Source organism: Dyella ginsengisoli (assembly GCF_044904665.1).
In the GTDB taxonomy this organism is placed as follows: Bacteria; Pseudomonadota; Gammaproteobacteria; order Xanthomonadales; family Rhodanobacteraceae; genus Dyella_A; species Dyella_A ginsengisoli.
In genome coordinates this window covers 76579-102800 of record NZ_JADIKM010000006.1, presented here as the reverse complement: position 1 = coordinate 102800, position 26222 = coordinate 76579, and the positions used below count along the sequence as shown (strand labels likewise).

Sequence of the window (26222 nt, the reverse complement as noted above, 5' to 3'; positions counted from 1 at the left end):
TCAGCGTGCCGGAATGCGCACGCTCTGGCTCACCGAGATGCGGCCGTCGGCGCCGGTGATGCGCAGGCGGTAGTCGCCCGGGCGCAGGTACAGCTCGCCTGCGGTGGCGCCGCGCAATGGCCGCACCCGGTCGTGCAGCGGTGGCGGATTCGGCGGCGGATCGAACAGCAGGCGATCGGCGGCGACCGCGTCGTCGCCTTCGTTCGCGGGCAGCGCTTCCACCAGGCACGGCCAGCGCTGCGCGCAGGCCGCGTCGCCGCTGACGAAGTACGGCCGGCGCAGTCCCCACAGGCTCAGCCAGGTCGGGCGTTCGCGCCGCATGCGCGGCAGCGGGAAGAACACGCTGACGTCGTAGCCCGGGCGCAGCGACCACGGCTTGCCGTCGTGGTCGACGAAGACGAACGGCTCGTCGGGGTGGCGCGTGGCCATCGCCGCGGTGTACCACGGGTGGTCCTGCGTCGCCTGCGGATGCGGGATCAGCATGGTCTGCTCCACCGTCAGCGCGTCGATGTCGTCCAGCTGCTGAAGGTACTGCGCCATGCTGCGGCCGCCGAGGTAGGCGCCGCTCTCCTGGATGTGCGCGTAGCCGGCGTTCACCACCAGCCTTGCCTTGGGATCGTGGCGGAACACGCGGTCGTACAGGTTGCGCGCCTGCGCCCGTTCGCGCTCGTCCGCGGTGCCGGGCTGGTCCGACTCGTAGGCCACCACGGTGAAGCCGAGCTTGAGCGCGGTGCGCACCATCTCGGCGTAGATCGGCTCGCGGGTATAGAAGCCGCTGTCGGCGGTGACGTAGCCGCGTTTGGCCAGCGCGTGGTCGTCGCCGTAGAGCGTCTCCACCGCAAAGTAGTTGAAGCCCTCGGCGCGCAGCGTGGCCAGCATCGCCACCGTCAGCGTACGGGTCAGCGGCACGTTGTGCGCCTCGTTGAACAGCACCACCTGGCGGCCCTTGGCGAGACGGGCGATGGCGTCGCGCGCATCCTGCATCTGCCAGCCCGCGGCCAGCGGCGAGGGTGCGTCGTCCGGCTGCGTCGGCTGGCTGATGGAGTAGCTGGCCTGCGCGTTCGGGTAGTCGCCGATGAAGCTCTGATACCAGCTCAGGTACTGGCTGAAGATGATGTTGAACGCGCGATCTTCCGCCGGTGCGGCGGTGGCCGCATCCATCATCACCCGGTACTGACCCAGCAGGTCCTTGCGTCGGGCGGCGGTCGCCATGATCCGCTCGGATTTTTCGGCGGCGGCGACTTGGGCGTCGCGCCATGCCTTGTCCTCTTGCGCCGCCGCGGCACGGGGATCCATGGCGATCACGCCGATCAGCAACATGAGCAGGGGGTGCCAACGGACCATGTCGTCTCCTCGCCGCGGCCTCGATGCCGGCAGCTGCGGCGAGTGTGCACCGGGCGCGCGCCGGGCGAAACCTGACCGATGGCGCTAGCGGGGTGTTGCACGTTTGGGGTCCTTTCAGAACCTTCCTCGCGCGTCTGGGCAAGGCGCAGCCCTTGCGAGGGAGGAGGGCTCCCTTCGGGCGAGGGCAGGCAGCAGCCATCGGCCGCGGCGCGTCCGCTTGAAAGGGCGCCAACCTTCTTGCGCGAACGCCCCTTGCCGCTGACCACTGCCTGCCTCGCTGAAAGGGTCGCCAAGCGTGTAGCACCACACTGGCACCAGCCTGCGCGCTGGCCGAGAATGCGTGCATGTCATTGCATGTCTACCGCGCCAGCTCATGCTGAACCGCCTCTGGTTCGGCTTCTTCCTCGTGGCGGCGGTGGCCGCGCTGGCGCGCTGGCTGGTGGGTGGCGACGCGGGCGTGTTCGCCGCCGTGGTGGCTGCGTTGTTCGACATGGCCGAGCTGTCGGTGAAGGTGATGGTGCTGCTGTTCGGCACGCTCACGCTGTGGCTGGGCTTCCTCGAAATCGCCGAGAAGGCCGGCCTGGTCGATGGCCTGGCGCGGCTGCTCGGGCCGCTGTTCGCGCGGCTGATGCCGGAGGTGCCGCGCGGACATCCGGCGGTGGGCCTGATCACGCTCAACTTCGCCGCCAACGCGCTGGGGCTGGACAACGCGGCCACGCCGATCGGCCTGCGCGCGATGCGCGAGCTGCAGTCGCTCAATCCCTCGACGGACACGGCGAGCAACGCGCAGATCCTGTTCCTGGTGCTCAACGCCTCCTCGCTCACCCTGCTGCCAGTGACCGTGTTCATGTACCGCGCGCAGGCCGGCGCGCACGATCCCACGCTGGTGTTTCTGCCGATCCTGCTGGCCACCAGCGCCTCCTCGCTGGTCGGCCTGCTCAGTGTGGCCTTCATGCAGCGGCTGCGGCTGGCCGACCCGGTGGTGCTGGCCTGGCTGCTCGGTGGCGCGCTGGTGCTGGGCGGCTTCATCGCGGTGCTGATCTCGCTGTCGGCGGCGGCGCTGGCCTCGCTGTCGTCGCTGCTGGGCAACCTGGTGCTGTTCGGAGTGATCGTCGCCTTCCTGTGCGCGGGCGCGTACAAGCGCGTGCCGCTGTTCGAGGCCTTCATCGATGGCGCGAAGCAGGGTTTCGACGTGGCCAAGGGGGTGCTGCCGTACCTGATCGCCATGCTGTGCGCAGTGGGCGTGCTGCGCGCGTCCGGCGCGCTGGACTTCGCGCTCGATGGCGTGCGCTGGGCAGTGCAGCACGCGGGGCTGGATGCGCGCTTCGTCGACGCGCTGCCCACTGCGCTGGTCAAGCCGCTGTCCGGCAGCGCGGCGCGCGCCATGCTGATCGAGACGATCAACCACAGCGGCGTGGACAGCTTCCCCGCGCTGCTCGCTGCCACCATCCAGGGCAGCACCGAGACCACCTTCTACGTGGTGGCGGTGTACTTCGGCGCGGTTGGCATCCGCCGCGTGCGCCACGCGGTGGGCTGCGCGCTGCTGGCGGATCTCGCCGGCGTGCTGGCTTCCATCGCGGTGTGCTACTGGTTCTTCGGCTGATGCGTTCAACCACGGGATCGCCATCGATGCGCTTGGGCCTCGCTGCCAACCGTCTCCACCACAACCAGCGCGATGCCGCGCTGTTCCGCTGGCTGCGCGCCTGCGAGCGCGGCGTGCGCGAGCTGGCCCTGGGCTTGCACGCCGTGGGGCGCACCCACGACGGCATCGTGCGTGCCGGGCTGCTCGCCGGCTACGACGGCCTGCAGCGTTATCCGTACGGCCGCGAAGGCGGCCTGATGAAGCTGGTGGCCGAGGTGGTCGGCATGGGTCCGGAGCGCACGCTCGATGGCGCGATCTACCTGATCGACCCGGTCGATCCGTCCTCGATCTTCCCCGAGGCGGTGGCGCTCAAGCGTCAGTGCGTGATCCACGGCAAGCCCTTCATCTCCACCGTGGCCTCGGCGCGCGACTGGATCGAGATGGAACGCGTGCACGCCGGCTTCGCCCCCGACCCGGGCGCCGACGATCTGCTCGCACTGGAAAAGCAGACGCTGGCGCTGATCGCCCACGACGCCATGAAGCCGCAGATGCTGGCCTTCGCCGCCGAGCACTTCGACGTGCTCTCGCGCTTCGACGCGCGCGTGGCCACCGGCACCACCGGCCAGCGCCTCAACGAACTGGCGTGGAGCCGCGGCTGGCCCGCGGGTCGGGAGTGGGTGCAGCGCTACCAGAGCGGCCCGATGGGCGGCGACGCGCAGATCGCCGACCTGGTGCTGGAGCACCGCTGCCAGCGCGCGATCTTCTTCGAGGATCCGCACGTGCCGCGCCAGCACGAAGCCGACATCCAGCTGCTCGAACGCGCCGTCACCACGGTGACCGACGAGGCCGTATGCATGACCAGCCCGCGGGTGGCGGCGCGCTGGTCGGAAGCCGTAAGGCTCAGAGCGAGGAGTCAGTGAAGAGGAGCGGAGAGGCGAGGAGTAAGGGAAGAGGAGTGAGAAGTGAGAGTGGAGAGCGAAAGCCTCGTGCGCTGTTCATTGCGGCACGCCCCGCCCGACAGTGATAGAAAGCTTCTCCATAAAACGATGCGCCCGCGAGGCCCGGACAGATCCCGTAGCGTCCTGCGCCTCGTACCCCACCTCTCACTCCTCACTCCTCTTCCCTTACTTCTCGCCTTATGTGCCTGATCGGCTTCGCCTGGAACGCCCATCCCCGCTGGCGGCTCGTGCTCGCCGGCAACCGCGATGAATTCCACGGCCGGCCGAGTGCACCGCTGGCGCGCTGGCCGGATACGACGATGGCGGCCGGGCGCGACCTGGAGGCCGGCGGAACCTGGCTCGGCGTCACCGACGAAGGTCGCTGCGCGGTGGTGACCAACGTGCGCGATCCGCGCGATCCCCAGCTCGGACGCTCGCGCGGCCTGCTCGCGGTGGACTACCTCACCGGTCCGGGCGAAGCCCCCGCCCACGCATCGCGACTGCGCGCCGATGCGGCGCACTATCGGCCGTTCAACCTGCTCACCTTCGACGTGCGCGACGGCTTCTACCTCGGCAACCGGCCGGAGCCGCGGCTGCAGGCGATCGGCCCCGGCGTGCACGGCCTTTCCAATGCCGACTTCAACACGCCGTGGCCGAAGACACGGGCCCTGATGCGGCGCCTGCAATACTGGCTCGATGCCGGAGCGGACGACATCGAGCCGCTGTTTGCAGCGCTGGCCGACGAGCGGCAGGCGCCGGACGAGGACTTGCCGGACACCGGCATCGGCCTGGAGCGCGAGCGCTGGCTGTCCTCGGCGTTCATCCGCGGCGAACGCTACGGCACGCGGGCGAGCACGCTGGTGCTGATCGATCATCGCGGCGCGGGCCGCATCGTCGAGCGGCGGTTTGGCCCGAACGGACGTCCGGACGGCCAAACCGAATTGCGCTTCGGCACCGCCGACTGAGGGCTGAGAAAAAATCGTCCGCCTACTGCGACCGTCGCCAAACGCCCGTGCCGGCGGCGCGCTGCGGGCAAATCCGGGTCATTTGGCTCACCAAACTCCCCGGATTTGCTCCCAACGCACCTTGTCACGAACGCTTGGCGGCGCTCTCGCTACGGCGGTCGAATTTTTCTCAGCCTCTGAGCGCACGCGTCGGCGAACGCTTTAGCGGGCAGGCAGCGCGACCCTACAGTGTCCCCGGAGCGAACCCGCTGTCGGGCGCGTCGATGCCCTGGCTAGGCTTGCCCGATCGGCGCCGGAGCGCGCCGGGGGGGTACGCCATGCGTTATCGAGGGATCGCGTTCGTCCTGGGCCTGCTGTGGGTCGCGGCGCCGCTGCATGCGGGCTGTCCCGACTGGCCGCCCGCCCGCGCCCGCGTCGAGCTCGCCGCCCTGCACGATCGCCTTGCCGCGTGGAACCACGCCTATCGGGTGGAAGGCAGCTCGCCGGTGGACGACGCCATCTACGACCAGGCGCTGGTGCAGTTCCGCGCCTGGCGCGCGTGCTTTCCCGCGCAGTCGCCGGCCGACCTGCCGCACCTGGCCGACGCCGGCGGCAGCGTGCGTGCCCCGGTGGTGCAGACCGGGCTGGCCAAGCTGCCCGATGCGGATGCCGTGCAGGCGTGGATGCAGGCGCGCGGCCACAGCGACCTGTGGATCCAGCCCAAGGCCGACGGCGTGGCGGTCACCCTGCTTTACGAGCACGGCGCGCTGCGCGAGGCGGTGAGCCGCGGCGACGGCAGGCGCGGTTCGGACTGGACAGCCGCCGCCCGCCGCATCGCCGCGGTGCCCAAGACGCTGGCCCACGCGCCGGCGCGCGTGGTGCTGCAGGGCGAGCTGGTGTGGCGCCTGCCCGGCCACGTGCAGGCGCGCGACGGCGGTGCCAACGCCCGCTCGAAAGTGGCCGGCGCACTGGCGCGGGGCGAGCTCGACGACGCCACCGCGGCGCAGATCGATCTGTTCGTGTGGGACTGGCCGAGCGGGCCGGACGACATGGCCGCGCGCCTGGCCGGTCTGCGCGCGATGGGCCTGACCGACAGCGCCGCGCTGGTGCAGCCGGTGGCGACGCTGGCCGACGTGACGCGCTGGCGCGAGCGCTGGTATCGCCAGACGCTACCGTTTGCCGCCGATGGCGTGGTGCTGCGCCAGGGGCATCGACCGCCGGCCAACCGCTGGCAGGCCGCGCCGCCGGACTGGGCGGTGGCGTGGAAATACCCGGCCGCCCGCGCGCTGGCCACCGTGCGTGGGGTGGATTTCCGCACCGGCCGCAGCGGTCGGGTGAGCGTGGTGCTTGAGCTGGAGCCGGTGCAGCTGGACGACCATCGGGTGCAGCGCGTGAGCGTGGGTGCGCTGACGCGCTGGCGCGAACTCGATGTGCGGCCGGGGGATCGCGTGAGCGTGTCGCTGGCCGGGCTCACCATCCCGCGCCTGGACGAGGTGGTGTGGCGTACCCGCGAGCGCGCGCCGGTGCAGGCGCCGGATGCGAAGCACGACGCGCTTAGCTGCTGGCATCCCGATCCGGGCTGTGAGGGGCAGTTCCGCGCGCGACTGGTGTGGCTGGGCGGCCGTCACGGGCTGGACCTCGACGGCGTCGGCGCCGCGCTGTGGCAGCAGCTGATCGACACGGGACAGGTGCGAAGCCTGCTGGACTGGATGCGCCTGACGCCCGTGCAGCTGGCCGCGGTCGATGGCATCGGTGCGGAACGCGCGGCGGCGCTGAGCCATGCCTTTGCCGTCGCGCGTGATGCGAATTTCGGCCGCTGGCTGGCGGCGCTGGCACCGCCACCGATGGGCGACGCGCCGGCACCGGACTGGGCCACGCTGGTCGCCCGCAGCGAGGCGGACTGGCAACGCGAGAACGGCATTGGCGCCACGCGCGCGAAGCGTCTGCGCGCCTACTTCGCCAATGAGGAAGTGCAGGCGCTGGCGGCACGTCTGCACGCAGCCGGCGTGACCGGCTTCTGAGGCGCGCTCAGCTACCGCCGAGGTCGCCGTCCACGTAGTACCAGCGTCCGTCCTCGCGCACGAAGCGGCTCACCTCGTGCATGCGCTGCGCCTTGCCGCCGCCGTGGCGCAGGCGCGCGACGAACGCGACCACTGCACGGTCGCCATCGGGGGCGTGATGCTTCACCTCCAGCCCCAGCCAGGTGGGCGCGGGCTGCTGCGCGGCGAGGTCCAGCGCGGCCGGCCGCGTGCTGGCGTGCCAGCTGGCCAGCAGATAGGCCTCGTCGCGCCGCACGTAGGCGCTGTAGCGCGAGCGCATCAGCTGTTCGGCGGTGGTGGCGACGGCCGTGCCGGCGTGCAGCGGGCCGCAGCACTGCGCGTACTCGGCGGGCCGGCCGCAGGGGCAGGGCGTGCGGAGGGTGGAAGCCATGGGCGGAGGCCGGTGCGTGACGAGCCCGCGATGGTGAACGGCCGCCGCCGCGCTGCCAAGTCCGCCCGCGCGTCACATCATCTGAAAGCTGCGCAGCTGGCCGCTGACGATCAGCGGGGCGAGGTCGTAGCCCAGGCCGCGCGCGGTGGATTTCAGCGCCTCCAGCACCTGGCGCTCCATCTGCGGCTCGCGGGCGTACATCCACAGCTCGCGCAGGCGCGGCTCGCCCAGCATCAGCCACTGGTATTGCCGGTCGACGGCCAGCACCCACAGGTCCTTCCACGTCGAGGGCAGCCACTGCGCCCAGGCGGGCGCCGCGGTGCGCTGGAACTGCCCGGGTTCTTGCACCGGATAGCGCCGGCGCGCGTGGAATTCCTGCCGCCGCTCGCTGCCGTCAGGGTCGTTGCAGCTGCGGCGCAGCCGGTAGTGATCCGCCTCCAGCGGCTCGATATCCAGTCGGATGTCGCGATCGGTGAGTCGCTGCAGCGGCGACGGCAGTCGCGCGATTTCGTGCCAGCGCCCGGCGAACTGCGCGATGTCGAGTTGGGGCACCGCCTTGATCGCGGTCGGCGTGGACATCGTCAGGGCGACGCTGGCGCTGAGCGTGGTGGGCAGTGGAAGAGACCAGTTCATGGCGCATTTCCTCGAAACAGGCGGACAGCCGGCAGGCCCGGCATGTCTTGCGAAAGCCGTGCCAGAGTCGCGGCCTGGTCAGGCTTCCCGCCGATACAGCATGCACAGGTTGTTGCTGGGCATCGGCACGACACGCTGCAACTTGAATCCGCTCGTGGCCGCAAGATCGTCCACGGCCGCGCGGTCGCGCAGGCCCATGCGTGGGTCGCGCGCCTGCAGCGCCGCGTCGAACGCGGCGTTGCTGTCACAGGTGGGGTGGCCGCGTTCGTGGAACGGGCCGTAGATCGCCAGCCGGGCGTCTACAGTGCAAACCGCCGGCAGTGCGGCAAACAGTCGCTGCACCTCGGGCCAGCCCATGATGTGCAGCGTGTTGGCGGTGAACACCGCGTCGAACGGACCCTCCGGCCAGCGGCCGTTGACGTCCAGCGTCACTGTTGGGAGCGTATTGGGCAGTCGGGCGTGATCGAGCCAGGCGCGGATGCCGGGCAGATACTCGTCCCGGTCGGAGGTCTGCCAGACCAGCTGCGGCATCGCCGCGGCGAAATGCACGGCGTGCTCGCCGGTACCGCTGCCGATCTCCAGCACGTGCCGGCGATCGGCAAACCACGGTTGCAGCACCGCCAGGATCGGCGCGCGATTGCGCGCGCAGGCCGGCGAGCTCGGCCGCTCCATCGGATCAGACCGCCGGACGGCCCCGCAGCACGCGCGCCGGCAGCATCAGCAGCGCACCGAGGAAGGCGAACACCGCGCCCACCGTGATGCCGACCAGCCGGAACGGCAGCGCGAGCAGCCACACGATGGGGTACAGCACCAGCGCCAGCAGCGCGATCGGCCAGCAGAACACCAGCAGCAGCAACCAGAGCAGAAAGCCGACCATGGCGCACCTCGCAGGCAGCGGTAACGGAGCCGGCAGGATACGCCCTCAGCCGAACGGACTCACCCCAACGAGCAGCACATGCAGCCAGAACGCGAACGCGGCCCAGGCCGCCACGCCGATCACCACCGTCAGCACCGTGCGCGAGGCCGGTCCCTTTGGATAAGTGACGCCGGCCGCGCGGTCACGCCGCCGCGAAACCATGAAATCCACCACCGCCCATAGCAGGAAGGCGCCGAACAGCACCACGTCGTGCAGCATGCCGGCGGCCAGCAGGTGGCCAAAGGCCCACAGCTTCACCGCCGCCAGCATGGGGTGGCCGAGCCGCGCCTTGATCGCGTTGCCCGGCACGTAGGCCGCCGCCAGCAGCACGAAGGCGAGCAGGGTGAACAGCGCATTGAGGTGGCGCAGTGCCATCGGCGGCACCCACACCACCACCGGATGCTGACGCGCCAGGCCGAAACCCCACACCAGCACCACGAAGCCGGCCAGCGAAAGCAAGGAATACAGCGCTTTCCAGCCGTTGGCGCCGAGGCGCGCGATCTGCCGCGTGCGCCAGCCGTCGGCGAACAGGCGGATCGAGTGCACGCCGAGGAACAGCGCCAGACCAAGGATCAGCATCGCCATCGTGGTCGCTCCGCACGGGAAATACGACGAGTGTAGCGGCGGCTCAGCCGGCGGCGCGCACCCGCACGGCGAGGGCCACGCCGTCGAGGCGGATCTCCGCGTGCGCTCCCGCAGCCGGCAGCCAGCTGTCGCCGGCGGCGAGGATGCCGTCCGGCGTCTCGGCGCGGCCCTGCACGACATGGAGCAGCCTCAGGTCCGCGGGCAGGCGGTGAGTCTCCGGCCCGCGCCAAACCTCGACGTCGCCGGTGGCGCGGCCGCGCCGCAGCATCAGGTTGAAGTCGCGCGTGGGGCCACCGGCCAGCGCCACCGCCACCTCCGCCTCGCCGGGGAAGGCGAACGGCACGCACGGCGTGGTGAGGTCGTGGACCTGCGTGCCATCCAGCGTCATGCGGAAGCCGGCGCCATCGATCAGCACGATGGTTCGGTCCACGCCGGGAAATCGCGAGAACGGCGCGGCGCCGACCACGTCGGCCAGACTCACGCGCCACAGGAAATCGCCCACGCCCGCGCCTGGCGGCATCACGGCGATCTCGCGGGTGATGCCCTGGCCGTTGCGCCACGGCACCGGCAGCAGCGCCTCGGCGCGCAGGAGGCGGCCGGCGCTCATGCGGCGCGCTCGATCACGCGCTCGAACGGCGGCAGTGCCTGCAGCATGCGTTCGCCGTAGCGTTTCACCACCACGCGGCGGTCCAGCAGCACGATGCGGCCGCGGTCGGTCTCGTTGCGGATCAGTCGGCCGCAGTACTGGATCAGCAAGCGCGTGGCTTCCGGAATGGTCACTTCGATGAACGGATTGCGCCCGCGCGATTCCAGCCATTCGGCGTAGGTGGCGCCGACCGGGTCGGTCGGCACGGCGAACGGCAGCTGGGTGATCACCACCGTCTCGCAGAACTTGCCCGGCAGATCGAGGCCTTCGCCGAACGAGGCCAGCCCGAACAGCGTGCTGCCCTTGCCGGCCTCGATGTCGGCGCAGTGCTCGGCGACCAGCTGCGACTTGCCCAGCGAGCCCTGCGCGCGCACCTTGCGCACCATCGCGATCGGCAGCTTCTGCAGCACGCGGTCGAGCTTGATGCGCGAGGTGAACAGCACCAGGTTGCCGGCGTCCCAGTCGAGGTGCTCGGCCAGCCATTCGCCCACCTCCTCGGCGTGCGCGTCGCGCGCGTCGGGGAGCGTACGCATCGCCGGTACCTCGAGCCTGGCCTGCGTGGCGAGATCGAATGGCGAGGGCAGGCTCAGCGTCACCGCCTCGTCGGGCAGGCCCACCGCATCGGCGAAATGGCGGAAGTTGCCGCCGGCGCTCAGCGTGGCCGAGGTCATCACCACGCCGCTGGCGTTGCCCCACAGCACGTTGCGCAGCATGCCCGCGGCGGACACCGCCGAGGCGTGACAGACCAACTGCTGGTCGTTGGCCAGTGTGACCCAGCGCGCCAGCGGCGGCGCGTGCTCGTGGTCGCTGGTCGACCAGGCGCGCCAGCAGCGTGACTGCTTCTCCAGCCGTTCCAGTGCCATGCCCAGCTCGCGCGACAGCGCCTCCTGGGTCGGGCCGCCCTCGCTCATTTCCAGCACGGCGCGGCGCACCGCGTTGAGCCAACGCTGCACTTCGGCCGTATAGACGGCCAGAATCCGGGCGTGTTCCACCCAGCTTTCCGGCAGCTGGCCCATCGAGCCGCGATACATCGGTTCGCTCTCGCCGGGGTCCGGTACCCAGCCGAGGCGGATCTCGCGCTCCAGATCCTCCAGCGCGTTGCTCAGCTCCTGCAGCTTCTCGTCGCCCTGGTCGAGGCCGAGCTTGCCCAGCGACTCCTTGTCGGTCAGCGAATAGGCCGCGTGCACCTGCCGGCCGAGCCGGCTGAGCTGGCGCACCGCCGCGCCCATGAACACCTCGGCGGTGCCGCGGTCGATCGCCTTGGCGGCGACGTGGTGGCCTTCATCGAAGATGTACAGCGTCTCGTCCGGCTTGGGCAGGATCACGCCGCCCCAGCTGTCCTCCTCGCCGCCGGGCATGGTGAGGTCGGCCAGCACCAGGTCCTGGTTGGCCACGATGATCTCGGCGTCGGCCACCGCGCGGCGCGCGGCGAAGAACGGGCAGCCCATGAACTGCGCGCAGCGGCGGCTGGTGCAGCCGCCGGCACTGGTGGTGATCATGCCGCGCAGCAGGTCGCCGACCGGCTCCGGCGCGGCGTCCATGTCGCCGTCCCAGCTGCCGGTGTCCAGCGCGGTGAGCAGTTTGCCCAGCGCGTGCTTGTCGCGCGCGTCGGGCGGGCGCGTCCACAGCGCCAGGTCGGTGTCGAAGCCCAGCCCCAGCTGCGCGTCGGCGGCCAGGCTGTTGCCGGCCATCAGCAGGTTGCGCGGGCACACGTAGCGGCCGCGGCCCTTGGCCAGCGCCACCTTGGCCTCGATGCCGTTGAGCGACAGGTACAGCGGGATGTCCCGCTGCACCAGCTGCTCCTGCAGCGCCACGGTGGCGGTGGCGATCAGCAGCTTCTTCTTCTGCGCCCGTGCCACCGCGTGGCCGGCGATCAGGTAGGCCATCGACTTGCCGGTGCCGGTGGGCGCCTCTATCACCGCCGCGCCGCCGGTCTCCGCCAGCGCCCTGGCCACCTCGGCGATCATGCGCCCCTGCGAGGCGCGCGCGCGGAAGCCCGGCAGCCCGTCCTTGAGGCGGGTGTAGGCGGCGCGGATGGCGTCTTTGATGGCGTCGGTGAGCAAGCGGGTAAAGCCCGGGCGGGAACGGTCGATAAGGAGCAATGGAACGCGATCCGCGGGGGACGCGATGCTCGCAGCAAGCATCCAGTTTATCGGATCGGGCCGCGTCGCCAGCCCAGCGGCTCGCCAAGAAGGATCATTACTGCCACATGAAGCCCATGCCGCGCGACCTGCCCAGCCGTTCTCCCGCCAGCCCCGTGGCCTGGCTGGAGCGGCTGCTGGAAGCGTCCAGCCCCGCGGCGGTGGCGGCGGTGATTGTGGACATGGTGCACGTGGGTCCGACGTGCCGGGCGGCTACCGTGCTGTGGTGGCTGCCGGGCCAGAGTCAGCCCGAATGCCGCCCCGCCACCCGCCTGGGCGCGGCGGAGATGGCGCTGGTGCAGCGCGCGCTGGACAACGATGGGCCGCAGCTCGATCCGGCGTTGTCGCTGCTGGCCTGCCGGCTGTGCCGGCCCGGCGCGGCGGTGCTGCTGGTGCAGCTGGACGCGGGCGCCGCCGATACGCCGCCCGACCGACAACTGCCGATGCCGCTGCTGCAGCTGGCCGGACGTCAGCTGCAGCGCACGCTGGAGCTGACCGACCTGCAGCGCTCGCACGACCAGCTCGAGCGCTCCGAGAGCCTGCAGCGCGCGCTGTTGAGCATCTCCGACCTGTCCGGCTCCGAGCTGGATATGCCCGATATGCTGCTGGGCATCCACGGCATCGTCAGCACGCTGATGTACGCGGAGAACTTCTTCATCGTGCGCTACGACGCCGAGCGCGGCGCGATGCGCTTTCTCTACTACGCCGACACCGAGGACGAGGCGGGCCAGTCCGACGAGGAAATGCCGGTGGCGCGCCTGCAGGGCAGCCTCACCTGGCATCTGCTCACCGGCAGCCGGTCGCTGATGGGCACCACCGACGAGATCGACCGCCAGCTCGGCGGCACGCTGCGCGCGATGGGCCCGCAGTGCCGGCACTGGCTCGGTGTGCCGATGCTGCGCGAGGGCGTGGCGCGTGGCGCGCTGGTGGTGCAGACCTACGAGGAAGGCATCCGCTACAGCGCCGACGATCGCGCGTTGCTGCAGTTCGTCGGCAGCCACATCCTCACCGCGCTGGAGCGCAAGCAGGGCAAGGACGACCTGGAACGCCGCGTGCGCGAACGCACGCTGGAGCTGGCCGAGCTCAACCGCGGCCTGCAGCAGGAGGTGGCCGAGCGCCAGCGCGCCGAGCGCCTGCAAGCGGCGCTGTTCCAGATCGCCCAGCTGGCCACTGCCGACATCGACCAGCAGACCTTCTACCAGCAGGTGCACACGATCGTGGGCAGCCTGATCAACGCGAAGAACTTCTTCATCGCGCTGGTCGATGAAACCTCGCAAACCCTGAGTTTTCCCTATGCGGTCGACGTGATGGGCGAGCCGTACCGCGCCCGGCCGCTCAGCCGTGGCCTGAGCGAGTACGTGCTCAGGCACGGTGCGCTGGTGGTCGATCGCGCCGGCATGGACCGCATGATCGGGTGCGGTGACATCGACGCCCATTCCACCGGCACGCCGTCGATCTGCTGGCTCGGCGTGCCGCTGTGGGACGGCGACCACGCGATCGGCCTGGTCGCGGTGCAGAGCTACACCGAGCAGATCACCTACGGCACGGCGGAGCAGGAATTGCTCGGCTTCGTCGCCTCGCAGATCGCCACCAGCCTGCAGCGCCGCCGCGTCGCCGACGCCCTGCAGCACGCCTACGCCCAGCTGGAACTGCGCGTGCACGAGCGCACTCGCGCCCTGCGCAAGGAGATCAGCGAACGCGAGCGCGTCCAGCAGCAGCTGCGCCACCAGGTGATGCACGATGCGCTGACCGGCCTGCCCAACCGCGACTACCTGCGCGAGCGCATCGAGCGCAGCCTGACGCTGGTGCGCGACATCCGCGGCGCGCGCTGCGCCCTGCTGTACATCGACGTGGATCGTTTCAAGGTGATCAACGACAGCCTCGGCCACCTCGCCGGCGATGCCGTGCTGAAGGAGGTCGCGCAGCGCCTGCACAGCTGCGTGCGCGAGCCGGACGTGGTGGCGCGGCTGTCCGGCGACGAGTTCGCGATCCTGCTTGATCGCGTCGACGGGCCGGACACCGCCACGGCGGTGGCCAATCGCGTGCTGCACGCGCTGGGCCAGCCGCTGCCGGTGGCCGGCCGCGAGCTGCAGCCCAGCGCCAGCCTGGGCATCGCGCTGGGCGACCATCGCTACGGCCAGGCCGACGAGCTGCTGCGCGATGCCGACATCGCGCTGTACCGGGCCAAGGAGCTGGGTCGCAAGCGCTATGCGTTGTTCGACGACACGCTGGCGAAGAACCTGGTGGACGAACTGGGCATGGAGGGCGAGTTGCGCCACGCGCTGCAGCGCGACGAGTTCCAGCCCTACCTGCAGCCGATCTGCCGGCTGCGGACCGGCGAGCTGGTGGGTTACGAGGCGCTGCTGCGCTGGCACCATCCGGAGCGCGGCGTGCTGCTTCCCGGTGCGTTCCTCAAGGTGGCCGAGGACTGCGGGCAGATCGAGCTGATCGACTGGCAATTGTTCGAGCGCGCCTGCGTGGCGTTGACCCGGCTGCCGGAGCACGGCAGCTTCCTCACCTTCAACGTGTCCGCGCTGCACCTGCGCCATGCCGATTTCGACCAGCGCCTGCTGGCGATGATCGGGCGCACCGCGCTGGCGCCGTCGCGGGTGATCGTGGAGGTCACCGAAGGCTCGCTGCTGGACGATCCCGAACGCGTGCGCGGCACGCTCGAACGCCTGCGTCAGGCCGGCGTGGGCGCGGCGCTGGACGATTTCGGCACCGGCTATTCCTCGCTCAACTACCTGCACTCGCTGCCGCTGCGCATGCTCAAGATCGATCAGACCTTCGTGCAGGCGCTGGATGCCGGCAGCACCAACAGTTCCACCGTGGTCGAGGCGATCCTCGCGCTGGCGCACGCGCTGGAGATCCAGGTGATCGCCGAGGGCATCGAGACGCCGCGCCAACGCGCGCTGCTGCAGGGCATGGCCTGCGAACTGGGGCAAGGCTTCCTGCTTGGCCGCCCGCACCCGCTGGCGCACTGGCTGGGCATCGAGGCCTGAGAGGCTTCAGCCGCCGGCCACCTGCCGCAGCGCCTGCTCGAACACCTCCGGCGGCTGGCCGCCGGAGATCAGGTGCTGGCGGTTGATGATGATCGCCGGCACCGAATGGATGCCGGCGCGCTGGAAGAACTGCTCCTGCGCGCGCACTTCCTGCGCGTAGCGGTCGCTGGCGAGCATCGACCGCGCCTCGGCGCCATCCAGCCCGACCGCTTCGGCCACGCGCGCGAGCACCTCGCGATCGCCCACGTCCTCACCGTCGGTGAAATACGCCGCGAGCAGCGCGCGCTTGAGCGCGTGCTGGCGACCGCTGTCCTCGGCCCAGTGCAGCAGGCGATGGGCATCGAAGGTGTTGTAGATGCGCCGCGTGTCCTGGTTCGCGAAGATGAAGCCCACCGCCGCGCCGCGCTGGCGGATGTTCTCCTGGTTCTGCGCCAGCTGCGCGCGCGTCATGCCGTACTTCTTCGCGATGTGCTCGCCCACGTCCTCGCCTTCCGGCGCCATCTGCGGGTTCAGCTCGAACGGCTGGAAGTGGATCTCGGCGCGTACCTCGTCCTTCAGCGCATCGAGCGCGCGCTCCAGCGAGGCCAGCCCCACCGCGCACCAGGGGCAGGAGACGTCGGAGACAAAATCGATGCGCAGCGCTGTGGGTTCGGTCATGGGAGCAATTCGTGAATGAGGGGCAGCACGCCGATATGGCGGCGCGGGGCAGGGACTCAATGCTGTCCGAATCAGGCGTCTGGCGCCGCCGTTCCAAGCAGCCGTCGCGCCTTCTCCTGCGCGCTGTCGGCCAGCAGGTCTAGCAGCGTGTCGATGATCGGATGATCCAGGCCGCCTGCCCGCATGTCGCGCGCCACGTCCTGCGCATGGTCGGGGAGTGCATCGGCCATCGCCACGATGCGAGCCAGCGTCGCCTCCACCGGCAGTCGCAGTTCGCGTGCCAGTTTCTCCCAATGGTGGCGACGAATGTCGCGCAGTCGATAGGTATTGCCGATCTTCATCGCCATCGTCAGCTTGTCCTGGCGCAGTTCCGGGTAAGGCAGGGCACTGCCCAGGTCGTACAGCGGCGCCAGCCGAATGCGCCCGTGACTGCCCAGCAGGAGCGAGTAGTTCTTGGCGTGGGCATCGGTACCGGCGATCAGCCAGTTGAAGGCCAGCGCGTCGACGAATCGCTGCACGTCCTCGCTGGCGGCACTGGAGTGCGTGCGCAGCAGTTCGGCGATTACCACGGGGCCGGGTCCGCCGTCGCTCTGGTATTTGCGCGTCGGGACAATGCCGAGTGCCTGGCAGATGTCCTCCTGGTGCACGCGCAGCAACTGTCCTTGCCACGTGGTCCGGTCGAAGCGCTCCACCACGATGGCCGGCTCGCCGTCGAAGCGATGCACCCGCGAGTGAGCGACCGGCAGGCCGAGCGTGCGGGCAAGGCTCAGGCACAGGTGCTCATTTTCCGTGTGGCCGTCGAATGCGTCGGTGGGCGGCTTGAGGATATGGGTGGTGGGAACGCGACCGGAGGGCACGCCCCAGCGACCGTCTCGCCACAACAGCGCGGTCTTGGGCTGTGCGCCGGCAAGGCTGAACTGGCCATGGTCCTCGGCGCGACGCGTGGCCGACGGGTCGTGGCGCAACAGGCGCAGCCGCTCGCCGATGTCGCGCTCGTTGAGCCAGGCGATGTCCTCGCGGGCGTCGCGCTGGATCGAGGCCAGCCGATCTGGCGGAATGAATTGCACGGCGCCGGCGCAGTCCTCGCCGATGTGCGCGAGCAGGCCGAATGCGTTGCGTGCGGATACCTGGAACTGCCGGCCCCAGCGCCCCAGTGTCTGCTCGTTGTCGGGAAGCAGGCCCCACAGGAAGGCATCGATGGCGGCGTGCGGATGCTCGCTGCGGATCAGCGGCATCGACAGCGACAGCGCGATGGCGTCGGGCCGGCGGCGCCACGCGTCGTCGTAGGCGAAGCGCAGCCGCCCGGCTCGATCGCGCTCGACGGTGCCCATGGGCGTGCCATTGAGGCAGGCGAGCAGGCGCGGGTTCGTCATCGGGGCTGGCGTGCCGCATCGACGATGGCGTCGATGTCTGGGCCGGGGGCGTCTGCCACGCCCGCGGCATACGGTGCGTAACCGCTTTGCAGAGGCAGGCCCAGTGCGTTGAAAACGCGCAGGATCAGGCCGATCTCGGCGCGCGGCTTGCCGCGTTCCACTTCCACCAGCCACTGCCGGCTCACGCCCGCGCGGCGCGCCAGCTCGGCTTGGTCCAGACCAGCCTGCTGGCGACTCTCGCGCACGATGGCGCCTATGTCCTGCGGTGTTCGGATTTGCACGGCGGCATCCTCATGTCGCTGTACGGCGACATTTTGAATTGTCGCCGAACGACGACATCCTAACTCTTGTCAGCGTACGGTGACAATCCGCCTGTTCCTCGCTGGGTCAGCCGCCCACCATGCTCCGAGCCACGGCTTCGGCCACCTTGATGCCGTCCACGCCGGCCGAGAGGATGCCGCCGGCATAGCCGGCGCCTTCACCGGCCGGGTACAGGCCGGTGGTGTTGAGGCTCTGCAGCGAGTGGTCGCGCTTGATGCGGATCGGCGAGGAGGTGCGTGTCTCCACGCCGGTGAACACCGCGTCGTGCATGGCGAAGCCCTTGATCTGCCGGTCGAATGCGGGCATCGCCTCGCGGATCGCGGCGATCGCGTAGTCGGGCAGCGCGCTGTCCAGGCTGCCCAGCGTCACGCCGGGCTTGAACGAGGGCAGCACCTCGCCGAACTCGCGCGAGGCGCGGCCGGCCAGGAAATCGCCGACCAGCTGGCCGGGCGCGTTGTAGTTCTCGCCACCGAGCACGTAGGCGCGGCTTTCCAGCGCGCGCTGCAGGGCGATGCCGGCCAGCGGACTGCCGCTGCCGTCGAAGGGCGTGAAATCGACTGGATCGATGCCCACCACGATCGCCGCATTCGCGTTGCGCTCGTTGCGCGAGTACTGGCTCATGCCGTTGGTGACCACGCGGCCCGGCTCGCTGGTGGCCGCCACCACGGTGCCGCCCGGGCACATGCAGAAGCTGTACACCGCGCGGCCGTTCTTCGCGTGGTGCACCAGCTTGTAGTCGGCCGCGCCCAGCAGCGGATGGCCGGCCTGCGGCCCGAAGCGGGCGCGGTCGATGATCGACTGCGGGTGTTCCACGCGAAAGCCGATCGAGAACGGCTTGGCCTCCACGTAGACGCCGCGCGCGTGCAGCATGGCGAAGGTGTCGCGCGCGCTGTGGCCCACCGCCAGCACCACGTGGTCGCTGCGGATTTCCTCGCCGCCGGCGAGCACCACGCCGCGGATGCGCTGGCGATCAGTCCCTTCGGCTTCCAGGATCAGGTCGTCCACCTTCTGCTGGAAGCGGATCTCGCCGCCTAGCGACTCGATGGTGCCGCGCATGTGCTCCACCATCGTCACCAGCCGGAACGTGCCGATGTGCGGCTTGTTGATCCACAGGATTTCTTCCGGCGCGCCGGCCTTCACGAACTCCTCCAGCACCTTGCGGCCGTGGTGCTGCGGGTCGCGGATCTGGCTGTACAGCTTGCCGTCGGAAAAGGTACCCGCGCCGCCCTCGCCGAACTGCACGTTCGACTCCGGGTGCAGGTTGCGCTTGCGCCACAGGTCCCAGGTGTCCTTGGTGCGCTCGCGCACTGCCTTGCCGCGGTCGAGGATGATCGGGCGAAAGCCCATCTGCGCCAGCAGCAGCCCGGCGAACAGGCCGCACGGCCCCAGCCCGATCACGATCGGCCGGTGCGCCAGCGTCGCCGGTGCCTGGGCGACGAAGCGGTAGCGCGTATCCGGCGCGGGGTGGACGTGCGCATCGTCGGCGAAGCGCGCGAGCACCGCGGCCTCGTCGGCCACCTCGACATCCAGCGCGTAGATCAACGCGATCGCGCCGCGCTTGCGTGCGTCATGGCTGCGCTTGGCCACGGTGAAGCCGCGCAGCTCGCCCTTGCCGAGCTTGAGCCGCGTGCGGATCGCCTGCTCCAGGTCGGCGCCGCTGTGATCCAGCGGCAGCTTGAGGTCGGTCAGTCGCAGCATGCGTGGGGGCGCTCGGTCGATCGGTCGGAGGGCCGCCACGTCGGGGCAGCCATCCGGTCATTGTCCGGGCCACGCCATGCCGGAACAAGGCGCGCCCGCGCGACGGACACGCGGGCAGGGGGGTGGGGGGAAGTGCCGTCGAGCGGCGAGGGAAGAAAGGTCAGCGCCCGGCGGGGTTGGCGGGGGGTAGGGGGAGCCTTCCCCGCCGGGCGCTGAAAAGCGTGGCTCAGCGGGCGATCACGCCGCGAGCAGGGTACGGAACTGTTCGCCGGTCGCCTGCGGGTGCAGCAACAGCAGGCGGGTGCTGGCATGGCTGGCGCGGCGGCGGGCGGCCACGCGGCACAGCTGGCCGTCGTTGCTGGAGATCGCAATGGCGTCGGCCGGCACGGACGGCACCGGATGACGGCACACCATGCCGTGCTGGGGACCGCCGACGATGACGTATTCGATGATCTGGTTCATGGCCGTGTGCTCGCTGGGTAAACGCACAAGTGAAGAGGGAATGCGAAGCGAGAAGCGGTGATCGACATGGGGAGGGGGAGCCGCCTTTCTCTTCGCTGGGGAAGATGCAGGGCGCAGGCCAGCGTGCCAGGGGTAAATGCGAGGTCGATCACAGTTCGCGCGGCTGGTGCGCGCAGTGGCGCGGCGATGGCCGCGCATCGACGTCACGGACCTGCGCGATCGCCATGGCAACGCGTCGGCGCTTCCACTGCCAGCAGGCAATCGGGGCGGGCGCACCATCAAGGACGCAGAACGCTTGTCCGATGCGGGTTCCACGCTGTCTTCGCGTGGGCTTGGCGGTCGGTCGCGGGGGCGCTGGAACGGTCTGAAATGCGCGCCATGGCGCCGCGCGATGGCGGCGTGCCAAGCATGCACAGGAGGGGCGCGCAGTGGCCTTTCGTTCAGGGAAAAGGCGCCGTTTCTGCGCCGGAAAGGTCGCGCGCGGCGAGCGCAGTGACCCGATCTGACGCGTCGCGTCACCTTCGGCCGGGGAAGTGACGCGAACGCGGTGACCAAGACGGCGAGCCCGACCCGGTCACCCCGTTGGCGGCGGCGGGAGGCCCCGGCGGCAAGGCCGCCGGGGCCGGTCGATCAGCTGCGGCCGATGAAATCCTGCTTGCCGATGTCGGTGCCGGCTTCGCGCAGGATGTTGTAGGCGGTGGTGCAGTGGAAGAACAGGTTGGGCAGCACGAAGTCCAGCAGGTAGGCCTGGCCCTCGAAGTGCAGCTCGCCGCTGCGCATCTTCAGGTGGATGGCGCGGGTCTCGCTGCCGTCGATCTGTTCGGCGGTGAAGCCCTTCACGTAGGCGATGGCGCGTTCGATGCGGTCGTAGACCTGGGCGAAGGTGGTCTCGTTGTCCTCGAACGCGGCCGGTTCCACGCCGGCGAGGCGGGCGATGCCGCGGGTGGCCATGTCGCAGGCGATCTGCACCTGTCGCACCAGCGGCAGCATGTCCGGCACCAGCCGGGTCTGCAGCAGCGTGGCGTCTTCCACCTGCTTGCCCTGGGCGTGGGCGTGGCCTTTCTTGAGCACGGCCGAGAGGTTGTTCAGCGCGCGCACGGCGACGGGAACGGAAGCCTGATACATCGACATCGTCATGGGTGGTGCTCCGTGGTTTCGTGGGGGGGAAGGTCGTTCGCCGCGACATGCAGCGCGGCGGTGTGGGAAGCGTGGGCCGGGTCGATCGGCGTGGCCGCCGGCGGCTCGATCTCGCCGTGGCGCGTGGCGCGCACGGCCGCCAGTAGCGCGAACACCAGCAGCAACGCGGCCAGCAGGAACGCTGCGCCCGGCACGTGCACGCGACTGGCCGGAGCGATCGACCAGGCGAACACCTGGGCGAACAGGTACGGCCCGAAGATGCCGGCGAAGCTGCCCAGCGAGGTGTTGGCGCCCTGCAGGCGGCCCTGTTCGGACGGTTCCACCTGGCGCGTCATGATCGACTGGATCGGCGGGTTGGACAGGCCCCACAACGCCATCAGCGGGATGCCGAGCAGGAACACCCAGCCCTCGGTGGCCAGTCCCATCAGCACGAACGAGGCGATGCCGCAGAGCATGCCGAACAGCAGCACCGGCCGTTCGCCGAAGCGCGGCGTAAGCCGTCGCGTCAGCAGCGCCTGCACCAGGCCGTCGCAGGCGCCCACCAGCATCAGCACCAGGCCCACCGACTGCGGGCCCCAGTGGTAGCGGTAGTCGGCGTACAGCACGAAGGTGATCTGCAGCGCGTAGTGCGCCAGGAAAACCAGGAAGCTCGCCACGCCCATGCCCAGCAGCTGCGGCGTGCGGCGCAGCAGCTTGAGCGCGCCGATCGGGTGCGCGGTATGCAGCTCGAAACGCGCGCTGCGCCGCTCCGGCGGCAGCGACTCGGGCAGCACGAACAGGCCGTAGAGGAAATTGCACAGCGCCAGCGAGCCGGCCACGTAGAACGGCAGGCGCAGGTGCATCGCGCCGAGCCAGCCGCCGAGGCCCGGGCCGAGCACGAAACCCACGCCGAACGCCGCACCGAGCAGGCCATAGGCGCCGGCGCGCTTGTCCTTCGGCGTGATGTCGGCGATGTAGGCGTTGGCGGTGCTGAAGCTGGCCGCGGTCATGCCCATCACCGTGCGGCCCACGAACAGCAGCCACAGCGTGGGCGCCAGCGCCAGCACGAAGAAGTCGATCGCCAGGCCGAAGTTGGAGATCAGGATCACCGGCCGCCGGCCGAAGCGGTCCGACAGCGCGCCCTGGATCGGCGAGAACACGAACTGGGTGATCGCGAACACCGTGCTCAGCACGCCCACCCACCACGCGGCGCTGGCGGTGCCGCCGCCGATCAGCTGCTCCACCAGATGCGGCAGCACCGGGATGATGATGCCGAACGCCAGCATGTCCAGCAGCACCGTCACGAAGATGAAGGCGAGGGCGGCGCGGCGGGGAGCGGGCGGGGAGGTCAAGGCGGTCTGGGGTCGACAAGCGCGGAGCGCGCACGATAACCGAAGCGGTGTGGCGCTCGCAGTGCCGGCTCGTCGTCGTGAACGCTATTGCGGCGGCTGGGCCAGCTCGCGCGCGTCGAGCACGCCGTCGTGGTTGCGGTCCAGCTTGCGGAACTGGCGGCGCAGGTTGGCCTGGTGCTGCACCAGGGTCACCGCCCGGCCGCGATGGCCGGGCAGTTCGGACGGCTCCAGCGTGCCGTCGTGGTTGCTGTCCATGGCGAGGAAGCCGGCGCTGAGGCGGTCGACGTACTCCTGCTCGCTGACCCGGCCGTCGCCGTCGTGGTCGAACAGCCGCAGGTAGGCCGCCGGCGTGCTTTGCGCCCACGCTGGCGCGGCGGTCAGTGCGACCGCGGCAGCCAGCATCCGTGCGGCCAGGCGCATCCTCAGCAGGTGCGCTGGATGCCGATGAACTGCAGGAACTCCGCGCGCGTGCGCGGATCCTCGCGGAACGAGCCCAGCATCTGGCTGGTGACCATCGACACGCCCCGCTTGTGCACGCCGCGGGTCGTCATGCACTCGTGGCTGGCCTCGATCACCACGGCAACGCCGCGTGGCTTGAGCGTCTCGTTGATGCACTGGGCGATCTGCGCGGTGAGCTTTTCCTGCACCTGGAAGCGGCGGGCGTAACCTTCCACCACGCGGGCCAGCTTGCTGATGCCGACCACCCGGTTGGTCGGCATGTAGCCGACGTGGGCGCGGCCGATGATCGGCGCCATGTGGTGCTCGCAGTGGCTTTCGAACTCGATGTCGCGCAGCACGACCATTTCGTCGTAGCCCTCCACTTCCTTGAAGGTGCGCTTGAGGTATTCGGCCGGGTCGTCGGCATAGCCGGAGAACCAGTCGCCGTAGGCCTTCACCACGCGCTTGGGGGTGTCCAGCAGGCCCTCGCGGGCAGGGTCTTCGCCGGCCCAGCGCAGCAGGGTGCGCACGGCCTCTTCGGCCTGCTCGCGGGTGACGTCGTGACGCGGTGCGTGGTCGCTCATGCGTGTTCCTGAGACAAATCAAGACGAGAAGTTTACCGGGGCGGCGTCCTGCGGGCCGCACCGACGGTGTTCGGGGGAGGCGGGCGGTGCTGCTGCCTTGCCGTATCACGGATACGGCAAACCCCGATGACCGGATGCCGCCGCCGCTGCGCCAGGTTGTCGCAGGTCGGGGCGGCGACGCTTGCTCAGGCCTCGCCGGGCTCCTCGTCGTCCAGGTCCGGTGCGGCCAGCTCGCCGAGCAGCGGCACCGCGGCCTCGCCCGGGAGCGACTCCACCTCGCGCAGGCGGCGCTCGATGGCGCGGGTGCGCACGCCGGTGGCGTCGATGTGGCGGCCGGCCTCGTCGAGCTTCTTCTTCACCTTGTCCAGCACGTCGCCGAACTTGCCGAACTCGGTCTTCACCGCGCCCAGGATCTTCCACACCTCGCTGGAGCGCTTGGCGATGGCCAGCGTGCGGAAACCCATCTGCAGGCTGTTGAGCAGGGCGCTGAGCGTGGTCGGGCCGGCCACCGTGACACGGTGCTCGCGCTGCAGCTGCTCGAACAGGCCGGGGCGGCGGATCACCTCGGCGTACAGGCCCTCGGTGGGCAGGTAGAGTACGGCGAAATCGGTGGTGTGCGGCGGCGCCACGTACTTGGCGTGGATGCGCTTTGCCTCCTCGCGCACGCGGGTTTCCAGCGCGCGGCCGGCGGCGTTGGCGGCGTCGGCATCGGCGATCTCCTGCGCGTCGAGCAGGCGCTGGTAGTCCTCCACCGGAAACTTGGCATCGATCGGCAGGTAGACGTGGTCGCCCTCGTCCTGGCCCGGCATGCGGATGGCGAACTCCACCCGCTCGTTGCTGCCCGGCACGGTGATTACGTTGGCGGCGTACTGCTCGGCGGTGAGCAAGTCTTCCAGCAGCGCGCCCAGCTGCACCTCGCCGAAGATGCCGCGCTTCTTCACGTTGGTCAGCACGCGCTTGAGGTCGCCCACGCCGGTGGCCAGGCTCTGCATCTCGCCCAGTCCGCGCTGCACCGCTTCGAGCCGCTCGGAGACCAGCGCAAACGACTGCCCCAGCCGCGTCTCCAGCGTGCTCTGCAATTTCTCGTCGACGGTGGCGCGCATTTTTTCCAGCTGCTGCGCGTTGTCCTGCTGCAATGCCTTGAGCTGCGCCTCCAGCGTGGCGCGCACGTCGCCCATGCGCTTTTCGTTGTCGGCGGTGAGCGCGGCCAGGCGCTGCTGCTGCTGCTCGCCGAAGCGGGTCAGCGCCAGGGTGAGTTCTTCGCGGCTGCGGTGGGCGTCGCCGGCCAGGCGCTCAGCCAGTTTCTGCAGGCCGGTGTCGGTGCGTTCGGTGAGCTGGCCCAGCCGCTGGCCGAAGCCGTCGATGCGCTCGGCCTGTTGCTGCGACACGGCGTTCAACTGCTCGCCCACGTGCACGCGGAAGCGGTCGAAGCCCTGCTGCAACTCCCCGCGCCCGGCCCGCTGCTCCTCGCGCAGCGTGCGCTGCAGGCGTTCGCCGTCGTCCTTCAGCGCGTCGAGCTTCGCCTGCAGGCCGGCGTCACCGCAGCCGCGCAGCAGCTGGGCGACCTGCAGGGCGAGGCTCGCCAGCATGGCAATGAGGAGGACGATCAGCAGCAGCGAGGTGAGGGGCATGACGGCCTCCGGCAAGCGAAGCGGCCATTCTACGGCCTGGCGTCTCAGCGCCTGGGACCGACCGCTCGACGCGCGCCCCGCGGCCGGACTATCGTCGGCGCAACCGGTTCGTTGTCAGGGCCGGCCAGGCCGCCCTGCGGCCGGCGTCGCTCGGACGGTTCCGGGCGCCTACGTACATTCGAGGTCACCATGAGCGAGCCCGCTTCCCCGCGCCGTTTTGCGCGCATCGAGCGTCTTCCCCCCTACGTGTTCAACATCACCGCCGAGCTGAAGATGGCGGCGCGCCGCCGCGGCGAGGACATCGTCGACTTCAGCATGGGCAATCCCGACGGCGCCACGCCGGCGCACATCGTGGAAAAGCTGTGCACGGTGGCGCAGCGGCCGGACACCCACGGCTACTCCACCTCCAAGGGCATCCCGCGGCTGCGCCGGGCGATCGCGCGCTGGTACGCCGAGCGCTACCAGGTGGAGATCGATCCCGAGCGCGAGGCGATCGTCACCATCGGCTCGAAGGAAGGCCTGGCGCACCTCATGCTCGCCACGCTCGATCGCGGCGACACCGTGCTGGTGCCCAATCCCAGCTATCCCATCCACATCTACGGTGCGGTGATCGCCGGGGCGCAGATCCGCTCGGTGCCGATGGCGCCCGGCATCGACTTCTTCGCCGAGCTGGAGCGCGGCATCCGCGAGTCGATCCCCAAGCCGAAGATGATGATCCTGGGCTTTCCCTCCAACCCCACTGCGCAGTGCGTGGAGCTGGATTTCTTCGAACGGGTGATCGCGCTGGCCAAGCAGTACGACGTGCTGGTGGTGCACGACCTGGCCTACGCCGACATTACCTACGACGGCTGGAAGGCGCCCTCGATCATGCAGGTGCCCGGCGCCAAGGACATCGCGGTGGAGTTCTTCACCCTGTCCAAGAGCTACAACATGGCCGGCTGGCGGATCGGTTTCATGGTCGGCAACGCCGAGCTGGTCGCCGCGCTGGCGCGCATCAAGAGCTACCACGACTACGGCACCTTCACCCCGTTGCAGGTGGCCGCGATCGCCGCGCTGGAAGGCGACCAGCAGTGCGTGCGCGACATCGCCCACCAGTACCAGCTGCGTCGGGACGTGCTGGTCAAGGGCCTGCACGAGGCCGGCTGGATGGTGGAGAACCCGCGCGCCTCGATGTACGTGTGGGCAAAGATCCCCGCACCCTACGCGCACCTGGGCTCGCTGGAGTTCGCCAAGAAGCTGCTGGCCGAGGCCAAGGTGTCGGTGTCGCCCGGCATCGGCTTCGGCGACTACGGCGACGACCACGTGCGCTTCGCCCTGATCGAGAACCAGGACCGCATCCGCCAGGCGGTGCGCGGCATCAAGGCGATGTTCCGCAAGGACGGCCTGCTGCCGGCCGCCGCCAGGGCGCCCGACGCGGCGGGCTGATCGC

General features: G+C 70.1%; 24 protein-coding genes. 6 read left to right on the top strand and 18 right to left on the bottom strand.

Going from position 1 to position 26222, the window contains the following annotated elements; genetic code table 11:
• Positions 1 to 1344 carry a hypothetical protein gene (locus ISP17_RS17850; RefSeq protein WP_404635597.1) on the bottom strand — a complete coding sequence of 448 codons (1344 nt, stop codon included), beginning with the start codon at positions 1342 to 1344 and terminating at the stop codon, positions 1 to 3.
• A gap of 373 nt (positions 1345 to 1717) precedes the next feature.
• On the opposite strand from ISP17_RS17850, the gene ISP17_RS17845 reads away from it, so the two are divergent.
• From ISP17_RS17845 to ligB, 4 genes are all read left to right on the top strand, one after another.
• Complete coding sequence (locus tag ISP17_RS17845; RefSeq protein WP_404635595.1) at positions 1718 to 2947, top strand: nucleoside recognition domain-containing protein; 1230 nt, start codon at positions 1718 to 1720, stop codon at positions 2945 to 2947.
• A 26-nt stretch (positions 2948 to 2973) separates the two neighbouring features.
• On the top strand, positions 2974 to 3846 hold the full coding sequence (locus ISP17_RS17840; protein WP_404635593.1) for a methylglyoxal synthase: 873 nt from the start codon (positions 2974 to 2976) through the stop codon (positions 3844 to 3846).
• A 218-nt stretch (positions 3847 to 4064) separates the two neighbouring features.
• Positions 4065 to 4829 (top strand): NRDE family protein, encoded by a 765-nt coding sequence (locus ISP17_RS17835; protein ID WP_404635591.1) that lies wholly within the window; start codon positions 4065 to 4067, stop codon positions 4827 to 4829.
• A gap of 317 nt (positions 4830 to 5146) precedes the next feature.
• Complete coding sequence (gene ligB / locus ISP17_RS17830) at positions 5147 to 6829, top strand: NAD-dependent DNA ligase LigB (RefSeq protein WP_404635589.1); 1683 nt, start codon at positions 5147 to 5149, stop codon at positions 6827 to 6829.
• A 7-nt stretch (positions 6830 to 6836) separates the two neighbouring features.
• Here ligB and ISP17_RS17825 read toward each other — a convergent pair whose 3' ends face one another.
• From ISP17_RS17825 to dinG, 7 genes are all read right to left on the bottom strand, one after another.
• Complete coding sequence (locus ISP17_RS17825) at positions 6837 to 7238, bottom strand: YchJ family protein (protein WP_404635587.1); 402 nt, start codon at positions 7236 to 7238, stop codon at positions 6837 to 6839.
• Positions 7239 to 7310: 72 nt separating this feature from the next.
• A complete protein-coding gene (locus tag ISP17_RS17820) occupies positions 7311 to 7871 on the bottom strand; it encodes a lipocalin family protein (RefSeq protein WP_404635585.1) in 561 nt (186 codons plus the stop codon).
• Between the two features lie 78 nt (positions 7872 to 7949).
• A complete protein-coding gene (locus ISP17_RS17815) occupies positions 7950 to 8543 on the bottom strand; it encodes a DUF938 domain-containing protein (RefSeq protein WP_404635583.1) in 594 nt (197 codons plus the stop codon).
• 4 nt (positions 8544 to 8547) lie between these two features.
• Complete coding sequence (locus ISP17_RS17810; protein WP_404635581.1) at positions 8548 to 8748, bottom strand: hypothetical protein; 201 nt, start codon at positions 8746 to 8748, stop codon at positions 8548 to 8550.
• A 45-nt stretch (positions 8749 to 8793) separates the two neighbouring features.
• Positions 8794 to 9372 (bottom strand): NnrU family protein, encoded by a 579-nt coding sequence (locus tag ISP17_RS17805; protein WP_404635579.1) that lies wholly within the window; start codon positions 9370 to 9372, stop codon positions 8794 to 8796.
• A gap of 43 nt (positions 9373 to 9415) precedes the next feature.
• On the bottom strand, positions 9416 to 9979 hold the full coding sequence (locus ISP17_RS17800) for a HutD/Ves family protein (protein WP_404635577.1): 564 nt from the start codon (positions 9977 to 9979) through the stop codon (positions 9416 to 9418).
• Positions 9976 to 12081, bottom strand: a complete 2106-nt coding sequence (gene dinG, locus ISP17_RS17795) for an ATP-dependent DNA helicase DinG (protein WP_404636050.1) — start codon at positions 12079 to 12081, stop codon at positions 9976 to 9978. Before dinG ends, ISP17_RS17800 begins: the two co-directional genes overlap by 4 nt.
• Positions 12082 to 12227: 146 nt before the next feature.
• Here dinG and ISP17_RS17790 point away from each other — a divergent pair, with 146 nt between their 5' ends.
• Positions 12228 to 15161, top strand: a complete 2934-nt coding sequence (locus tag ISP17_RS17790) for a bifunctional diguanylate cyclase/phosphodiesterase (RefSeq protein ID WP_404635575.1) — start codon at positions 12228 to 12230, stop codon at positions 15159 to 15161.
• A 6-nt stretch (positions 15162 to 15167) separates the two neighbouring features.
• Here the strand turns inward: ISP17_RS17790 and ISP17_RS17785 are convergent, their stop codons facing one another.
• The 10 genes from ISP17_RS17785 to rmuC form a co-directional block, all read right to left on the bottom strand.
• The gene (locus ISP17_RS17785; protein WP_404635573.1) at positions 15168 to 15818 is read right to left on the bottom strand and encodes a DsbA family oxidoreductase; all 651 of its coding nucleotides are present in this window, start codon (positions 15816 to 15818) and stop codon (positions 15168 to 15170) included.
• A 71-nt stretch (positions 15819 to 15889) separates the two neighbouring features.
• A complete protein-coding gene (locus tag ISP17_RS17780) occupies positions 15890 to 17191 on the bottom strand; it encodes a type II toxin-antitoxin system HipA family toxin (RefSeq protein WP_404635571.1) in 1302 nt (433 codons plus the stop codon).
• The gene (locus ISP17_RS17775; protein ID WP_404635569.1) at positions 17188 to 17472 is read right to left on the bottom strand and encodes a helix-turn-helix domain-containing protein; all 285 of its coding nucleotides are present in this window, start codon (positions 17470 to 17472) and stop codon (positions 17188 to 17190) included. The genes ISP17_RS17780 and ISP17_RS17775 overlap by 4 nt, the downstream gene beginning before the upstream one ends.
• A gap of 106 nt (positions 17473 to 17578) precedes the next feature.
• On the bottom strand, positions 17579 to 19210 hold the full coding sequence (locus ISP17_RS17770) for an NAD(P)/FAD-dependent oxidoreductase (RefSeq protein WP_404635567.1): 1632 nt from the start codon (positions 19208 to 19210) through the stop codon (positions 17579 to 17581).
• 237 nt (positions 19211 to 19447) lie between these two features.
• Positions 19448 to 19672 carry a hypothetical protein gene (locus ISP17_RS17765; RefSeq protein WP_404635565.1) on the bottom strand — a complete coding sequence of 75 codons (225 nt, stop codon included), beginning with the start codon at positions 19670 to 19672 and terminating at the stop codon, positions 19448 to 19450.
• Between the two features lie 630 nt (positions 19673 to 20302).
• On the bottom strand, positions 20303 to 20809 hold the full coding sequence (locus ISP17_RS17760; RefSeq protein ID WP_404635563.1) for a DUF1993 domain-containing protein: 507 nt from the start codon (positions 20807 to 20809) through the stop codon (positions 20303 to 20305).
• The gene (locus ISP17_RS17755) at positions 20806 to 22140 is read right to left on the bottom strand and encodes a TCR/Tet family MFS transporter (protein ID WP_404635561.1); all 1335 of its coding nucleotides are present in this window, start codon (positions 22138 to 22140) and stop codon (positions 20806 to 20808) included. Before ISP17_RS17755 ends, ISP17_RS17760 begins: the two co-directional genes overlap by 4 nt.
• Before the next feature lie 84 nt (positions 22141 to 22224).
• Positions 22225 to 22560 (bottom strand): EF-hand domain-containing protein, encoded by a 336-nt coding sequence (locus ISP17_RS17750; RefSeq protein ID WP_404635559.1) that lies wholly within the window; start codon positions 22558 to 22560, stop codon positions 22225 to 22227.
• A 2-nt stretch (positions 22561 to 22562) separates the two neighbouring features.
• Entirely contained in the window at positions 22563 to 23162 is a 600-nt protein-coding gene (gene folE / locus ISP17_RS17745; protein ID WP_404635557.1) for a GTP cyclohydrolase I FolE, read from the bottom strand.
• A 185-nt stretch (positions 23163 to 23347) separates the two neighbouring features.
• Complete coding sequence (rmuC, locus tag ISP17_RS17740; RefSeq protein WP_404635555.1) at positions 23348 to 24793, bottom strand: DNA recombination protein RmuC; 1446 nt, start codon at positions 24791 to 24793, stop codon at positions 23348 to 23350.
• 189 nt (positions 24794 to 24982) lie between these two features.
• On the opposite strand from rmuC, the gene alaC reads away from it, so the two are divergent.
• Positions 24983 to 26218, top strand: coding sequence for an alanine transaminase (gene alaC, locus ISP17_RS17735; RefSeq protein ID WP_404635553.1), 1236 nt, complete (start codon positions 24983 to 24985; stop codon positions 26216 to 26218).
• Positions 26219 to 26222 lie beyond the last annotated feature (4 nt).

Coding starts and splice junctions, on each gene's coding strand:
- ISP17_RS17750 (WP_404635559.1), bottom strand. CDS start 22,560: ATGCGCCTGGCCGCACGGATGCTGGCTGCCGCGGTCGCACTGACCGCC.
- ISP17_RS17815 (WP_404635583.1), bottom strand. CDS start 8,543: ATGGAGCGGCCGAGCTCGCCGGCCTGCGCGCGCAATCGCGCGCCGATC.
- ISP17_RS17845 (WP_404635595.1), top strand. CDS start 1,718: ATGCTGAACCGCCTCTGGTTCGGCTTCTTCCTCGTGGCGGCGGTGGCC.
- ISP17_RS17780 (WP_404635571.1), bottom strand. CDS start 17,191: ATGACGAACCCGCGCCTGCTCGCCTGCCTCAATGGCACGCCCATGGGC.
- ISP17_RS17760 (WP_404635563.1), bottom strand. CDS start 20,809: ATGACGATGTCGATGTATCAGGCTTCCGTTCCCGTCGCCGTGCGCGCG.
- ligB (WP_404635589.1), top strand. CDS start 5,147: ATGCGTTATCGAGGGATCGCGTTCGTCCTGGGCCTGCTGTGGGTCGCG.
- ISP17_RS17765 (WP_404635565.1), bottom strand. CDS start 19,672: ATGAACCAGATCATCGAATACGTCATCGTCGGCGGTCCCCAGCACGGC.
- rmuC (WP_404635555.1), bottom strand. CDS start 24,793: ATGCCCCTCACCTCGCTGCTGCTGATCGTCCTCCTCATTGCCATGCTG.
- alaC (WP_404635553.1), top strand. CDS start 24,983: ATGAGCGAGCCCGCTTCCCCGCGCCGTTTTGCGCGCATCGAGCGTCTT.
- ISP17_RS17850 (WP_404635597.1), bottom strand. CDS start 1,344: ATGGTCCGTTGGCACCCCCTGCTCATGTTGCTGATCGGCGTGATCGCC.
- ISP17_RS17840 (WP_404635593.1), top strand. CDS start 2,974: ATGCGCTTGGGCCTCGCTGCCAACCGTCTCCACCACAACCAGCGCGAT.
- ISP17_RS17770 (WP_404635567.1), bottom strand. CDS start 19,210: ATGCTGCGACTGACCGACCTCAAGCTGCCGCTGGATCACAGCGGCGCC.
- ISP17_RS17805 (WP_404635579.1), bottom strand. CDS start 9,372: ATGGCGATGCTGATCCTTGGTCTGGCGCTGTTCCTCGGCGTGCACTCG.
- ISP17_RS17800 (WP_404635577.1), bottom strand. CDS start 9,979: ATGAGCGCCGGCCGCCTCCTGCGCGCCGAGGCGCTGCTGCCGGTGCCG.
- ISP17_RS17810 (WP_404635581.1), bottom strand. CDS start 8,748: ATGGTCGGCTTTCTGCTCTGGTTGCTGCTGCTGGTGTTCTGCTGGCCG.
- ISP17_RS17825 (WP_404635587.1), bottom strand. CDS start 7,238: ATGGCTTCCACCCTCCGCACGCCCTGCCCCTGCGGCCGGCCCGCCGAG.
- folE (WP_404635557.1), bottom strand. CDS start 23,162: ATGAGCGACCACGCACCGCGTCACGACGTCACCCGCGAGCAGGCCGAA.
- ISP17_RS17785 (WP_404635573.1), bottom strand. CDS start 15,818: ATGACCGAACCCACAGCGCTGCGCATCGATTTTGTCTCCGACGTCTCC.
- ISP17_RS17820 (WP_404635585.1), bottom strand. CDS start 7,871: ATGAACTGGTCTCTTCCACTGCCCACCACGCTCAGCGCCAGCGTCGCC.
- ISP17_RS17835 (WP_404635591.1), top strand. CDS start 4,065: ATGTGCCTGATCGGCTTCGCCTGGAACGCCCATCCCCGCTGGCGGCTC.
- ISP17_RS17790 (WP_404635575.1), top strand. CDS start 12,228: ATGAAGCCCATGCCGCGCGACCTGCCCAGCCGTTCTCCCGCCAGCCCC.